Annotated in this window: 11 protein-coding genes; 7 read left to right on the top strand and 4 right to left on the bottom strand. The window is 68.7% G+C overall.

The genetic code is table 11. The features are described 5' to 3' along the window. Positions 1–44: 44 nt before the first annotated feature. The 3 genes from MKD50_RS04255 to MKD50_RS04245 form a co-directional block, all read right to left on the bottom strand. On the bottom strand, positions 45–317 hold the full coding sequence (locus MKD50_RS04255) for a hypothetical protein (RefSeq protein ID WP_115661581.1): 273 nt from the start codon (positions 315–317) through the stop codon (positions 45–47). Between the two features lie 87 nt (positions 318–404). Then, complete coding sequence (locus MKD50_RS04250; protein ID WP_240072402.1) at positions 405–674, bottom strand: hypothetical protein; 270 nt, start codon at positions 672–674, stop codon at positions 405–407. 56 nt (positions 675–730) lie between these two features. Further along, positions 731–1,000, bottom strand: a complete 270-nt coding sequence (locus MKD50_RS04245) for a hypothetical protein (RefSeq protein WP_115704065.1) — start codon at positions 998–1,000, stop codon at positions 731–733. 408 nt (positions 1,001–1,408) lie between these two features. Here MKD50_RS04245 and MKD50_RS04240 point away from each other — a divergent pair, with 408 nt between their 5' ends. Next, entirely contained in the window at positions 1,409–3,493 is a 2,085-nt protein-coding gene (locus MKD50_RS04240; protein WP_115704063.1) for a serine/threonine protein kinase, read from the top strand. Between the two features lie 49 nt (positions 3,494–3,542). Here MKD50_RS04240 and MKD50_RS04235 read toward each other — a convergent pair whose 3' ends face one another. Continuing rightward, positions 3,543–4,634, bottom strand: coding sequence for a formylglycine-generating enzyme family protein (locus MKD50_RS04235; protein WP_371925292.1), 1,092 nt, complete (start codon positions 4,632–4,634; stop codon positions 3,543–3,545). Between the two features lie 419 nt (positions 4,635–5,053). Between MKD50_RS04235 and MKD50_RS04230 the strand changes: the two genes are divergently transcribed. The 6 genes from MKD50_RS04230 (at position 5,054) to MKD50_RS04205 (ending at position 12,482) form a co-directional block, all read left to right on the top strand. After that, entirely contained in the window at positions 5,054–5,479 is a 426-nt protein-coding gene (locus tag MKD50_RS04230; protein WP_115704059.1) for a DUF4399 domain-containing protein, read from the top strand. 57 nt (positions 5,480–5,536) lie between these two features. Further along, the gene (locus MKD50_RS04225; protein ID WP_092307142.1) at positions 5,537–5,965 is read left to right on the top strand and encodes a DUF4399 domain-containing protein; all 429 of its coding nucleotides are present in this window, start codon (positions 5,537–5,539) and stop codon (positions 5,963–5,965) included. Between the two features lie 302 nt (positions 5,966–6,267). Then, positions 6,268–6,534 (top strand): hypothetical protein, encoded by a 267-nt coding sequence (locus MKD50_RS04220; RefSeq protein ID WP_115704057.1) that lies wholly within the window; start codon positions 6,268–6,270, stop codon positions 6,532–6,534. Positions 6,535–6,741: 207 nt separating this feature from the next. After that, positions 6,742–8,175 carry an efflux transporter outer membrane subunit gene (locus tag MKD50_RS04215; RefSeq protein WP_115704055.1) on the top strand — a complete coding sequence of 478 codons (1,434 nt, stop codon included), beginning with the start codon at positions 6,742–6,744 and terminating at the stop codon, positions 8,173–8,175. A gap of 228 nt (positions 8,176–8,403) precedes the next feature. Further along, positions 8,404–11,103, top strand: a complete 2,700-nt coding sequence (locus tag MKD50_RS04210; protein ID WP_252666501.1) for an FHA domain-containing protein — start codon at positions 8,404–8,406, stop codon at positions 11,101–11,103. Further along, on the top strand, positions 11,100–12,482 hold the full coding sequence (locus MKD50_RS04205; protein ID WP_240072397.1) for a beta-barrel domain-containing protein: 1,383 nt from the start codon (positions 11,100–11,102) through the stop codon (positions 12,480–12,482). The genes MKD50_RS04210 and MKD50_RS04205 overlap by 4 nt, the downstream gene beginning before the upstream one ends. Positions 12,483–12,490: the final 8 nt, after the last annotated feature.

Here is a 12,490-nt window from a genome sequence, read left to right as displayed (position 1 = left end):
GGCGAGGCGTCCCGCGCTCCTGCCTGCGGGCCGCCGCGCTGCGCTCACACGGCGGCAAAGTTGCCGGCCCATTGCGACGGGTTGACGTTGACGCGCACCGGACCGACGCCGGGGCCGACGAAGCTGTTGTTGAGCGTGTTGACGTTGATGCTCTGCAGCTGCGCGATGTTCTGGTTGACGTTGACGGTGACATTGGCGAGCGGGCCGACATCGCCGACACCGCGGCTGAGCCACGAGCTGCCGCCGCGTACGGCGCACAGCGAGGCACGGTCGAGTTCCTTGCTCAGGGCAAGGTCGCGGACGAGGATGGTTGACATGATGGGGCTCCTTGGAATCGGTGTGGGGGCGGCAGGCGCGGAGATCGCTGCGGTCAGGCAGGCGCTCCGCGCGCTGCGCATCGGCGATCAGCCGAAGATGTTGTTGGTGGCGTTCTGGTTGGTGTGCACGTCGGACTTGACGTGGTCCAGGAAGGCCGAGCCATTGCCGTTCAGGTTGGTGACGGACTGCATCTGCGCGATGCTTTGCACGGCGCTGATGCTCTTGTCGACCGACGCCTTGATCGGCATGTAGACGGCGGCGAAGGGCAGGTACGACATGCCGCCGCGCACGGCGTGCATGCGCTTGCTGTCGAGGGTTGCGGCGGCGGACAGGTCCTGGATGGTCAGCGTGGTCATGATGGTCTCCGGTATCGGTAGTCAGTGTCTGGATTCAGTCAGCGGAGCGCAAAGGCTCAGCCGTAGATGTTGTTGGTGGCGTTCTGGTTGGTGCGCACGTCGGACTTGACGTGGTCCAGGAAGGCCGAGCCGTTGCCGTTCAGGTTGGTGACGGACTGCATCTGCGCGATCTCCTGCACGGCGGTAATGCTCTTGTCGAGCGACAGCTTGACCGGGCTGTAGACGGCGGCGAACGGCATGTAGGCGATGCCGCCGCGCACGGCGTGCATGCCCTTGCGGTCCAGGGTTGCGGCGGAGGACAGGTCCTTGATGGTCAGCGTAGTCATGATGGTCTCCAGTAGAGGAAGGTGTTGCCTTGGGTTTGGGGTTCGAGCATCGGGTTGGTGTCGCGCTCGGGAGGGACAATCGCAGGGACTGTGCCAGGGCCATCGGCCCTAGCGCCGCGCATACGCAAGTGCCTGAATACAAGGGATATTTTCAGCCGATGTCGACTCGCGGGCACGGCCCGCGCGGCGCCGCCGGCGGTCCGGTGTGACGGGCCGCGGCCAACACCGGCGGCGCCGGTGTTGGCGCCGCCGCGACAGTGCCGGATTCATCAGGCCATGGCGCATGCAAAGCGCGCCAGGGTGCGGTCGCATGCCGCCTTCTCATGGTTTGCGCATGCCTTGGGTGCGCACTAGTATCCAGCGAGGAGAGGGCATATCCGCAGGGTGGGACAGGCCCTGCCAGCAACCATGTCAGGGCATCCCGTGGCCAGTCTCAAAGACCTGATCCGCAAGTTCCAGAACGGTGGTCTCTCCGACGACGAGTTCGTCGCGTCATTCGAAACGGCCCTGGCGCAAGATCCCACCACGCCGAGCCAGGCAGCACGGGTGGTGATCGAGGAAAACACGCGCTTTCCGTTTCCGCCCGCGGTCTATGCCGAAGTGATGCGGCGCATCGAGCGCCGCGGCGCCACCCAATACGACGGTGCCAGCGACGCCACGCGGCTGGCCGGCACGGAGACCGGCTCGATGTATGCGGCCTCGCCCGAGCCCGGCACGTTGCCGCAGACGCCGGCCACCAAGGGCGTGGGCGATACGCTCAATGGCCGCTTCGTGCTGGAGGAATGCCTGGGCGTCGGCGGCATGGGCACGGTCTACAAGGCGCTCGACCTGCGCAAGCTGGAAGCCTCGGACCGCCGGCCGTACATCGCCATCAAGGTGCTGAACCTGCAATTCAGCGGCCATCCCAAGTCGCTGATGGCGCTGCAGCGCGAGGCGCGCAAGGCGCAGACGCTGGCGCACCGGAATATCGTCACGGTCTATGACTTCGACCGCGACGGGCCGGTGGTCTTCCTCACCATGGAGTACCTGTCGGGCTCGTCGCTCAACCATGTGCTCAAGGCCCCGGGCTTTGCCGGCATGCCGATGGCGCGCGCCATGCCCATCATCCGGGGCATGGGCAATGCACTGGCGTATGCGCACGAACGCGGCTTCGTGCACTGCGACTTCAAGCCCGCCAATGTCTTCCTGACCGACAACGGCGAGGTCAAGGTGATCGACTTCGGCATCGCGCGCGGCTTCCTGCCGCCGGCCGACGAATCCGATCGCACGGTGTTCGATCCCGGTTCGCTGGGCGGCATGACGCCCGCGTATGCCAGCCCCGAGATGTTCGAGCATCGCGAGCCCGACCCCCGCGACGACATTTACGCGCTGGCCTGCGTGACCTACGAGCTGCTGAGCGGCAAGCATCCCTACCAGCGGCTGTCGGCCAACCAGGCGCGCGAAGCCGGGCTCAAGCCGGCGCCGCTGCCGCAGCTGGGCCGCACGCAATGGAAGACCCTGCGCGAAGCACTCTCGCTCGACCGCGAGACGCGCACGCCCACGGTCGCGCGCTTCCTGCAGGGCATGAGCGCGGCGCCGGCCGACGTCAGCGGCCCGGCGCGCCGCTCCGGGCCGCTGGTGGCGGGTGGCGTGCTGACCGCGCTGGCAGGCGTGGCGGCACTCGGCTACTACGCCTGGCAGTCGCAACGGCAGGCCGAAGCCCCGGCCGCGGATGCCGGCACCACGGCGCCGGTCAGCGCTGCCGCGCCGGCGGCGGAGCCGCCCGCTGCGCCAGCGCCTGCGCCGCCAGCGCCCGCGCCGGCCGTCGCGGCGGAACTGTCGATGGCCGAGGTCGGCAAATTGCTGGCCGCGGTGCCGTGCTCGCTGCTTGCCGGCGCGCGCCGGGACCAGACGCTGCACGTGCGCGGCTACCTGGCCGAGAGCGTGGGTGCCGCGCGCCTGCGCGAACAGCTCAGTAGTTTGCCCGGAGCCAAGGCGCTGCGCGAGGTGGTGGTGGACGCGCAGCCGCTGGCCGCCGACAAATGCGAGGTGGCCAGGATGATCGCGCCGTACTGGTCTGGCAACCGTCAGGGCGAGACGGCGTCGTCGCTGCAGTTGCGCGGCAAGGGCACGCAACTGACCGAGGGCGCGCCGATGGTGCTCGACCTGCGCACGCCGGCGCAGGATTCTTATGTCTATGTCGATTACTTTGCCGCCGACGGCAAGGTGGCGCATATGGTGCCGAGCCAGCGCATACCGGCCCACCAGGCGCCGCCGGCGTATCAGGCCACCATCGGCGACAGTGGCGACTGGATCGTCTCAGCGCCGTTCGGCAACGAACTGGTGGTGCTGCTGACCACGCCGGCGCCGCTGTTCGCGGCGCGCCGGGCCGAGGTGGAGTCGCGGCAGGAGTATTTGCGGGCGCTGGAAAAGCCGCTGGCGCAGATGGCGCGCACGTATGGCCGCGACCGCATCAGCGCGGACCTGGTGCAGATTTCCACGCGCGCACGCTGACGGCGCCGACCACGGTCCCCGGGCTTGCGCTTCACGCCGCAGCGGCCTCCTACTTCATGTCCCGCGCCACGCGGAAGCCGTTCTGCGATTGCCGCACGCTCGGGCTGTACTTGAAGCGGGTCGACGACACCATGTAGCTGGCGCCTTCGCGCCATGAGCCGCCGCGGATGACGCGCGCCCCGCAGGCGTTCTCGTTCCATGCGCGCCCGTCCGTGGGCGCCCCCTTGTAGGAGCTGTGCCAGCAATCGGCCACCCATTCCCACACGCTGCCGTTGACGTCATGCAGGCCGTAGGGGTTGGCCGCGAACGAGCCTACCGGCGCCGGCGCATCCTGGTTCCATGGGTCGCCGCAGTCCTTGCAGTTGGCATTGCCCTTGCGCATCTGGTCGCCCCACCAGTAAGTGCTGGCACTGCCGCCGCGCGCCGCGTATTCCCATTCTGCCTCGGTAGGCAGCCGGTAGCTTTTGCCGGTGGTCTTGCTGAGCCAGGCCACGTACTGCTGCGCGTCGTCCCAGCTGACGTCGCGAACCGGTGCGTTCCTGGCGCTGTCGGCGACGGTGGGAATGCGCTGGCAGCCGCCGGCGTCGGCACAGGCGTTCCACTGTTCGACCGTGACTTCATAGCGGCCGATGGCAAAGGGCTGGGCGATCGAGACTTGATGGGGCGGCTTTTCGGCAGGGTCGCTGGCGCTGCTGCCCATGGTGAAGCTTCCCGCCGGCAGCGTGACCAGCGCCGGGCAGGCCGGACAATCGCGGATCTCCGCGGTGCGCAGCGTGGTACTGACCACGCCGTCGCCCGCCGTGCCGGCGCGCGGCGCCGCGGGCGCTGGTGCTGGTGCTGGACGCGCGGCCGCGGGCGCGGCCGGTGCAGCCTTGGCCGGCGGTGCCGAAGCCGTGGCGGGCGCCGGGGATCGCGAAGCCTGTGCGCCGGCGCCGGTGCCGGCGCGTGGCTGCGGCGCGGGCGCCTGCGGCTTGGGCGCGGGAGCGCTGCCCGCCAGGCGCTCGAGCCGCGCCCTGGCCAGTCCCGCGAATCGGCCGTTGGGGTACTGCTTCAGGTAGGCCTCGTAGTCGGCGGCGTAGTTGCTGTTCTTGATCGATTCCCAGAAGCTCAGCTCATACTGCTCGTCGGTGTTCTTCGGCATGATGCCGGCGAGCAGTGTCCGGTCTTGCGCCGATTCGCCGGCCGCGGGCATTGCGGTGGCGAGCAGCGCTGCCGTGGCGGCCATCGGGATCATCGCAGCCACGCGTACGACTGGTAGGTTGCGCCACATCTTCACACCTCGCTGGAGCCGCCGCGATTCCATTGCATGCCGTACCCGCCGGCATGCGCTGGGCACATTGGGGTGTGGCCAGGACGTCGACCGGCTTGCTTCAAGATAGCACAGCGCGTGTGGATGCGGCGGAGCTTTGCGAGGCCGCCGCCGCACGCCGGGGTCGCCTTTTCCGCGCTTGCGTTCTAACCTGAATGACGAATCGCCGAGCGCTGACCAACAAGCAACAACAAGGGGCTTTCGGGACAACGTGATCGGGTTTCGGGATAGATCTCGGGGAGGCGACGCGTATGTCCAGACGATTCCTGCTCCGCCTGCTGGCGGCCGCCACGCTGGCTGCCGCGCCTTCGCTGTCGTTGCCGACGGCTGCCCCGCCCAATGCCGAGGTTTATATCATCTGGCCGTACGACGGCGCCGTCATCGGCGGCGGCAAGTTCTGGGTGCGCATGGGCCTGCGCAATATGGGCGTATGCCCGAAGGGCGTCGAATCGCCGCGCTGCGGCCACCATCACCTGCTGATCGATACCGAGCTGCCACCGCTCGACAAGGAAATTCCCTCGGACAAGAACCACCTGCACTTCGGCGCGGGCGAAACCGATGCGCGCGTCGAACTGCCGCCGGGCAAGCACACGCTGCAATTGCTGATGGGCGACGCCAGGCATGTCCCGTTCGAGCCGCCGATCTATTCGAAGAAGATCACGATCACGGTGAAATAGCGCCGCAGCGCGCCGCGCACGCCAGCAGAGGCCGATCAACAAACAGGGGAGAGCGCCATGTCCCGACTACTTGCCGCGGCTGTCTTCGCCGTCAGCCTGTTGCTGTCCGCGTGGGTGCAGGGCGGCCCCACGGCCGCGCCGCCCAATGCCTATCTCTACATCGGCTGGCCCAATGACGGCCAGACCCTGCCCGCCGGCAAGCCGTTCAAGGTGTGGTTCGGGCTGCGCAACATGGGGGTGGCGCCCAAGGACGTGAAGTTTCCCAATACCGGGCATCATCACCTGCTGATCGACGTGGAGTTGCCGCCGATGGACAAGGAGATTCCCAACGACCGCAACCATCTGCATTTCGGCGCGGGCGAGACCGAGACCATGATCGAACTGGCCCCGGGCAAGCACACCCTGCAACTGCTGATGGGCGATGACAAGCACATACCGACCAACCCGCCGGTATATTCGAAGCGGATCACGATCTACGTGAAGTAAGCCTGCAGCACGCAGGCTGGTGAATCGGCCTGAATCGGACCAGGTTGTTGGCCCGCTCCCAACACGCATCCTTCCATCTGTTGGTGGCCTCCCGCCACCACGCTCCGCGTCAAGCGCGCAGCAGTCGTCCCTGGCCACGCGCCGGAAACGAAAAACCCCCGTGTTTACAGGCACTTCAGCGATCTAGCCCGGCATCGCGGGCGCGCTGGCACAGTCCCTGCGTTTGTCCCTCCCGAGCGCGACACCAACCCGATGCTCGAACCCCAACCCAAAGGCAATACCTTCCTCTACCGGAGACCATCATGACCAAGCTGACCCTCACCGACCTGAGCACCGCCGAAACCCTGGACCGCAAGGGCATGCAGGCCGTGCGCGGCGGCCGCGCGCTGCCGTTCGTGGCCGTGTTCCAGCCGCTGAACCTGTCGTTCGACAAGAGCATCACCGCCGTGCAGGAGATCGCGCAGATGCAGTCCGTCACCAACCTGAACGGCAACGGCTCGGCCTTCCTCGACCATGTCCGTTCGCATGTGGATACCAACCAGAACGCCAGCAACAACATCTATCGTTGAGAGGATGGTTGAGATGGCGCAGCGCCGCGGGGCGTCCCCGCGGCGCTTTTGCCGACCCCGTGCCGATCGGGGTTGGAGCGCGCGCCCGCGCGCACCACAATACAGACAGACGTGGCGGCCCCGTTGTACCGGAACCGGTACAGCCCTGCCGACCGCCGCCGTCGCACGCAGGAAGACATCGTGCCCGCATTCCCTCTTGTTCCGTCCATGCTTGCGGTGATGCGCGCGCCGCGCCGTGCTGCCTGGCTTGCCGCGCTGGCGGGCCTGGCGCTGCTGGCGGGTTGCGCCGATTTCCGCCCGCCGGTGTACCAGCGTCCCGAAACGCCCGCCAAGGCTGAATGGTCGCGCCAGGACTCGATCACGGTGGCGCCGTCCGAAGCGGTGCAGCCCAACTGGTGGCTGGGCTTCAAGGACCCGTATCTGAACCAGCTGATCGAACGCGCGCTGGCCGGCAACTACGATATCAAGGTGCTGGCGGCGCGCATTCGCGTGGCCAACGCGCAGATCGGCGAGGCCCGCGCCGGCGGGCTGCCGGTGATCGACATCGGCGCGGGCGCGAGCTTCGAAAAAAGCACCGGGCAGAAGTCCACATGGACCTATAGCGCCGGCGCCCAGCTGAACTGGGACATCGATATCTGGGGCAAGGTCGAGAAGGGCGTGCAGGCGCAGACGGCCGAGTTCCGTGCCACCGAGGCGGACTGGCGCGCCGGCTACCTGACGCTGGTGGCCAATATCTCCACCACCTACTTCCAGATCCTGCAGTTCGACGAGCAGATCGAGCAGCAGTCGCGCACCGTGGGCAAGAACCAGCAGATTCTGTCCACCTACCAGGCCATGTACCAGAACGGGCTGGTGCCGAAGATCCGCGTGATGCAGCAGCAGGCCGAGATCAATCGGCTGAACAAGGACCTGCTCGAACTGCGCCGTTCGCGCGATGTGGCGGAGAACGCGCTGGCGACGCTGGTGGGCGTGCCCGCCGGCAATCTCAAGGTGCCGGCAGGGCGGCTGCAGGACCGCGTGCAGCCGCCGGCGGTGCCGGCGGGCCTGCCGTCGCAGCTGCTGGCGCGGCGCCCGGACGTAGTGGCGGCGGAGTACCGCGTGCTGGCCGCCTACAACATCGTCGGCCAGGCGCGCCTGGCGCAGCTGCCCAGCATCAGCCTGACCGCGCGCGGCGGCACCGCCAGTTTCGCCCTGAGCGACCTGCTCAAATCCTTCACCTTCGGCTTCATGCCGAGCATTAACCTGCCGATGCTGGACCCGAACGTGCGGGCACGGGTGAAGACCACCGAAGCGCAGGTGGGCGTGGCGGAAAACGAATATGGCCGCACCGTGATGACCGCGTTCGAGGAAGTCGAAACCGCGCTGGTCAACGTCGACGCCCACAAGAAACAGCGCATCGAGCTGCAGCAGCAGGTGGAACAGCTGCGCGTGGTATCCGCGCAGATCGAGGCGCAGCTGAAGGAAGGCGTGGTCTCGCAGCTTGAAGTGTTCGAAACCGAGCGCTCGCTGCTGGCCGCGCAGCTGCAGTTGTTGGCGGTCCACCAACAAATCCTGGGCGACACCATCACGCTCTACAAGGCGCTCGGCGGCGGCTGGCCCGAGGCCGATGTGCGCAACACCGCCCTGAATCCACCGCAGTAGGTGGTGCCGGCGATGCCGTGCCGGTGCAAAGGTGATGCCGGCGCAAGCAACGCGTTGCGTAACACCTGTGCGCACGCCAGCCACTGACTTCAAGCCGATGCCGCTGCCACCCCAACCACGCCTGCCGTGGCCGATTGACTAGCCTAGGCCGTCGCCTACTATGTTCTTAGTCGCTTCATCCCCCCTGGCCCGCCGCCGCGGCAGCCGCGCTGTTGGCTCGCTGGAAACATGGCTCCTGACGAAGCACTGATCATGGAAATGCCGGTGAAAATGGCCCAGGGATCCGCACGGGAACTCGCGCAGCATGCGGCGCCGAACGTGGCGCCGAACCTGGCGCAAAACGCGGGGCAGGAATTCGATGTATTCCTGACGCCGGTGGCGCGCCCCGAGCTCGGCGAGATCCGCATCGACGAAGCGCTGTTCGCGGTCGGCCGCAGCGAGCTGCCTTTCGCCGCCTACCCCGAAGCACTGGCCGCACCGCTGTCGCGGCGCCATGCACGCATTTTTGCCGAGCATGGCGCGGTCTATGTAGCGGACCTCGGCAGCAAGAACGGCACGCGCGTAAACGGCGTGGCCGTGGCGCGCCAGCCGGCGCGCCTCAGCGATGGCGATGAAGTCGCGTTCGGGCCGATGCTGTCGTTCCGGGTGCGGCTGTCGCCGCGCGCGCTGCGGCCCGAGCCGCCGCGCGTGGCGCTGACGCTGGTACCGGAACGCCATGACGTCGGGCTGCAGCCGCTGCACGTGGAGCAGTTCCCGTACCTGATCAGCAAGGGCGACGATGCCTTCGCGCGCTTTCGCGACAGCTATCCGCACCAGGTCAACTACCTGTCGCGACGCCATGCGCATATCTACCTGAAGGGCGGCACCCCCTTCGTCGAGGACCTGGGCAGCACCAATGGCACCTTCGTCAACGGCAAGCGCCTGGCCGACCACGGTGTGCCGCTCGACGATGGCGACCTGATCGCGTTTGGCGGCAACCACTTTGTCTACCAGGCGCAGGTGCGGTCTGACGGCGCCGGCGATGCCACGGCGACGCGTTCGCTGCTGCAGCTTCCAGACACGCCCGACCCGCCCGGCCCGCCCGCATCGTCTGCCGCCGTGGCTGCCACAAGCGCCACGGCTCCCGCCCGCGACGACGGCGACCGCACCACCTTTGTCGGCGCGCCCGATTCCTTCCTCGACATCTTTTGCGTCGACTACGCCGCCCATCAGGAGGATGAGGTCAACGCAGAAGCGGAGGCCCAGGCCGCGGCAGCCACCAGCGCCGGCGACGGCGCGCGCGGGGGCCATCGTGCGCGCGGCCGTGCCGCGCTGCTGCTGGCGGAAGGGGCGCGGCTGTTCGGACTGGACCAGCCGGCGCGCACGCGGTACGCGGCGCGCTGGGGCGGAGCCTTGCTGCTGCTCGTGCTGGTCGCGGGCGCTGCGTTCTATTGGCGTGGCGCGCCGGAGCGCGCGGTGCAGTCGCGCTTTGCCGCGGGCGATCACGCCGGCGCGGCGCAGGCGGCCGACAGCTACCTGGCGCGGCATCCCGGAGATATCGAGGTCCAGGCCGTCGGTACCGAAGCCCTGTTGCGCGCGTACGTGCCCGACTTTGCCGCCAGGCTCAAGGCCGGCGACATGGCCGGCGCCGATGCCGTGCTGGCGCGCTTGCGCCAGCTCAGCACGCACAACGCGGAAGCGCGGCCGCTGGTGGCCGAGCTCGACTGGATCGGCAGGCTCGAGCGCTTCGCCGCGACGCGCGGCACCGATGCGCCGATCCGGCTCTACACCGACGAAACGCCGATGCGCCAGCTGCTGGCGTACTGGAACCAGGACACCGCCGCGCATCAGCGCGCGCTCGGGCGCATTGCCGCCGACGTGCCCGCGTTCCGCGACCTGTATGCCGATGCGCTCAGCGATGTGCGACGGCTGCAGAACGACGCCTCGGTCTATCTGGCGGCGATCGACCGGCTCAATGCCACCATCGCTGCCGAACTGGGCCGCGACCGCCCGGAGGCCTTGCAGCCGGTGCTTGCCGAATACCGCGAGAAATATCCGCGCCTGGCCGGCCTGGACCGGCTGCAGTCGGACCTGGATCGCTACACGGGCCTGCTGCAGGCATTGCGCTCGCGCCGGCCGGGGCCACTGGTGGCCCGGCTGGCCGACAGCCGTTTCGCCACGCCGCCGTTCCAGGCGCAACTGGCCAGCCTGGGCGCGCGCCTGCCGCCGCCGGAGGTGGCGCGCCCGTATGCGAACGCAGCCGGGGCGTGGCAACGCGGCGACAGCACTGCCGCGCTGGCGGCGCTCGGGCAGATCCGCGGCGGGCCGTGGGCCGAGGACCTGGCGCGCGACGTGGCGCACAAGCAGCAGGTCGCGGCGCAGTACGCCGCGTTGCAGTCCGCGCGCGGCAGCCGTGGCTACGAGGACCGCCTGCTGGATTTCTATGCGATGCTCGAGGCGGAGGAAGACGGCTATTTCGCCAAGGCGGTCGAGGCCGATGTCAATGGCGTGCGCGACAGCGCCCTGCGTCGCGCGCGTGAGCTGATGGCGAGCGCGCTCGCGGCGTGGAAGCAGTATCGCGCCAACGGCGTGATCGGCGGCGAGCAGCGGCTCGAGCCCGGCATCTCGCCCAAGTTCCGCGCGCAGGCGCGGCTGCTGTCACAGGCGCAGGACGACGCGCGCCGCGGCATGCGCATCTTCACGCAACTGCGTGCGGGCGAAAGCGCCGACCTGGCGCAGCTGGCCAAGGTCGAGCAGGAGATCCGCGCCGAGGCCGAGCAGCAGCGGCACGCGCTGCGCGAACTGGGCACGGTGCTCGATCCCGCGGTGCTCAAGGCCAAGCTCGCGCTGATCGGCGGTGAAGACACCGGCAAGGCGCCCGAGTCGGTCGCGCCTGCGTCTGCGGCGGCGGCCGCGCTCCCGCCACCCGCGGCAGTGGGGAAGCCATGAAGGACGATGCCCGCCACGCCGGCCTCAAGCCACTGTCCGAGGCGCTCGAAGACCACGGCGCCGAAGGCATCGGCCTGCTCAGCGCAGAGCCGTCGCGCCTGGGCCTGCTGACCATCGTCACCACCTTCGCGTTGGTGCTGTGCGGGCTGGTCTGGTCGTTCGTCGGCCATGCCGATGTCATCGTCACCGCGCAGGGTACGCTGGCGCCGGAGTCCGAGGTGCGGCGCTTCTATGCCCCGGTGGACGGCGAGCTGGCCGACCTTTACGTGGCGGAAGGGCAGCCCGTGTCCAAGGACGATGTGCTGGCGCGCCTGAATGCGCGCGGCGCGATCGAGGCTGCCGCCAACGCGCTGGAGGCGCAGCTCAAGCTGGAAGACTCCGAACGCGAGTGGAAGCAGTTCCCCGACAAGAAGGCGCTGATGGAGCGTCGCGCGGCGGCGCTCAAGCAGCAGATCGACGTGGCCACGCGCCAGCACGAGACCCGCATCGCCGAAGGCACCACGCGGCTGGCCGAGCAGCAGCGTGCCCAGCTGCAGGAAGCGCGCAGCAACCTCGACAACGCGCGGCGCGCGCGCGAGTTCGCGCGCCAGGAGCAGGACCGCTATGCGCGCCTGCTGGCGCTGCCCGGCGGCGGCGGGGTTTCGCAATCGCAGGTCGATGCCAAGCGTGCCGCGGCGCAGGATGCGGAGAACAACCTGCGCGTGGCGCAGTCGCGGCTGGGCGAACTGGAGGCGCGCCTGGGCCGCGAGCTGACCCAGGCCAGCTCCGAGCTGGAAAGCAGCGGCCAGGACCTCGCCGGCCTGCGCGTGCAATATGACGCGGCGCTGCGCGAGATCGCCAATACCGAGGACAAGCTGCGCCTGCAGGTGCAGACCGCCCGCCTGGTAGCGGACGCCGCCGCGCGCATCCGCTTCGAGAACATCGACAAGGACAACTTCCTGCTGATCCTGGCGCCGGTGTCCGGCGTGATCACGGACGTGACCTCGACCCAGCGCGGCGACAAGGTGCAGGCCAATACGCCGCTGGGCGGCATTGCGCCCAAGGATGCGCGCCCGGTGGTGAAGATCGTGATCGCCGAGCGCGACCGCGCCTTCCTGCGCGAGGGGCTGCCGGTCAAGCTCAAGTTCAATGCGTTCCCGTACCAGCGCTACGGGATCATCGACGGCACGCTCGAGTTCATCTCGCCCGCGACCAAGCCGGGCGGGCCGGACAAGCAGCCGGTCTACGAGGGCCGCGTGCGCCTGGCGCGCGACTATTACACCGTGGCCGACAACAAGTATCCGCTGCGCTATGGCATGACCGCCACGGCGGAGATCGTGGTGCGCGAACGGCGCCTGATCGACCTCGGGCTCGACCCGTTCCGCGAGGTGGCCGGCTAGCGCCGCGG

Origin of the sequence: Cupriavidus mimosae (assembly GCF_023952485.1) — a bacterium.
GTDB classification, from domain to species: Bacteria; Pseudomonadota; Gammaproteobacteria; order Burkholderiales; family Burkholderiaceae; genus Cupriavidus; species Cupriavidus taiwanensis_C.
The sequence above is the reverse complement of the archived record's forward strand: the minus strand, read 5'-3'. Positions and strand labels throughout refer to the sequence as shown.

What these genes read in the sequence shown, in the direction of transcription:
- MKD50_RS04255 (WP_115661581.1), bottom strand. Translation starts at nt 317, where the DNA reads ATGTCAACCATCCTCGTCCGCGACCTTGCCCTGAGCAAGGAACTCGAC.
- MKD50_RS04250 (WP_240072402.1), bottom strand. Translation starts at nt 674, where the DNA reads ATGACCACGCTGACCATCCAGGACCTGTCCGCCGCCGCAACCCTCGAC.
- MKD50_RS04245 (WP_115704065.1), bottom strand. Translation starts at nt 1,000, where the DNA reads ATGACTACGCTGACCATCAAGGACCTGTCCTCCGCCGCAACCCTGGAC.
- MKD50_RS04240 (WP_115704063.1), top strand. Translation starts at nt 1,409, where the DNA reads ATGTCAGGGCATCCCGTGGCCAGTCTCAAAGACCTGATCCGCAAGTTC.
- MKD50_RS04235 (WP_371925292.1), bottom strand. Translation starts at nt 4,634, where the DNA reads ATGCCGAAGAACACCGACGAGCAGTATGAGCTGAGCTTCTGGGAATCG.
- MKD50_RS04230 (WP_115704059.1), top strand. Translation starts at nt 5,054, where the DNA reads ATGTCCAGACGATTCCTGCTCCGCCTGCTGGCGGCCGCCACGCTGGCT.
- MKD50_RS04225 (WP_092307142.1), top strand. Translation starts at nt 5,537, where the DNA reads ATGTCCCGACTACTTGCCGCGGCTGTCTTCGCCGTCAGCCTGTTGCTG.
- MKD50_RS04220 (WP_115704057.1), top strand. Translation starts at nt 6,268, where the DNA reads ATGACCAAGCTGACCCTCACCGACCTGAGCACCGCCGAAACCCTGGAC.
- MKD50_RS04215 (WP_115704055.1), top strand. Translation starts at nt 6,742, where the DNA reads ATGCTTGCGGTGATGCGCGCGCCGCGCCGTGCTGCCTGGCTTGCCGCG.
- MKD50_RS04210 (WP_252666501.1), top strand. Translation starts at nt 8,404, where the DNA reads ATGGCTCCTGACGAAGCACTGATCATGGAAATGCCGGTGAAAATGGCC.
- MKD50_RS04205 (WP_240072397.1), top strand. Translation starts at nt 11,100, where the DNA reads ATGAAGGACGATGCCCGCCACGCCGGCCTCAAGCCACTGTCCGAGGCG.